General features: G+C 68.1%; 2 pseudogenes. Both read left to right on the top strand.

The window, feature by feature from the left end:
* A pseudogene (locus C5B91_RS21440) lies at positions 1–306 on the top strand (transporter substrate-binding domain-containing protein); the annotation flags it as partial.
* Between the two features lies 1 nt (position 307).
* Positions 308–514, top strand: a pseudogene (locus C5B91_RS21435) (amino acid ABC transporter permease); the annotation flags it as partial.

Raw genomic sequence — 514 nt, 5'->3', positions numbered from 1 at the left:
AACCTCGTCGGCGAGGATGTCATCCCGGATGACAACTTCTCGACGTACGACAGCTACGTCCTCGCGGTCGAGGACCTCTCGAACGGGAACATCGACGCGGTCGTCGTCGACACCCCCGTCGCGGACACGTTCACCGCGAGCCGTGACGTGACGGTCGCGTTCGTCGAGGAGACCGGCGAGCAGGATGGCTTCGGGATCCGTCAGAACGAGTCGGAGCTCCAGTCTGCGCTCAACAGCGGGCTCCAGACCGTCCAAGACGACGGGACGTTCGGAGAGCTCAGAGACACTTGGTTCGGGCAGGAGTAGGATGTCGGTCGCGGGGCCCCTCGCGCTCGCCGCGTCCGATAGCCTCGGCGCTCTCGCCCCGGGTACCGCCTCCGGTGAGACGCCGCTGACGGCCGCCGCCGTCGGGTCCGTGAGCGAGTCGATCGACTGGTGGCTGGTCGGCGAGCCCGCCGACTGGTGGTTCGTCGTCCGGAACGTCGACTACCTGGCCGGCGGCGTCCTGCTGACG

The sequence above is a fragment of the Haloferax sp. Atlit-10N genome (assembly GCF_003586325.1).
GTDB lineage: Archaea > Halobacteriota > Halobacteria > Halobacteriales > Haloferacaceae > Haloferax > Haloferax prahovense.
The sequence above is the reverse complement of the archived record's forward strand: the minus strand, read 5'-3'. Positions and strand labels throughout refer to the sequence as shown.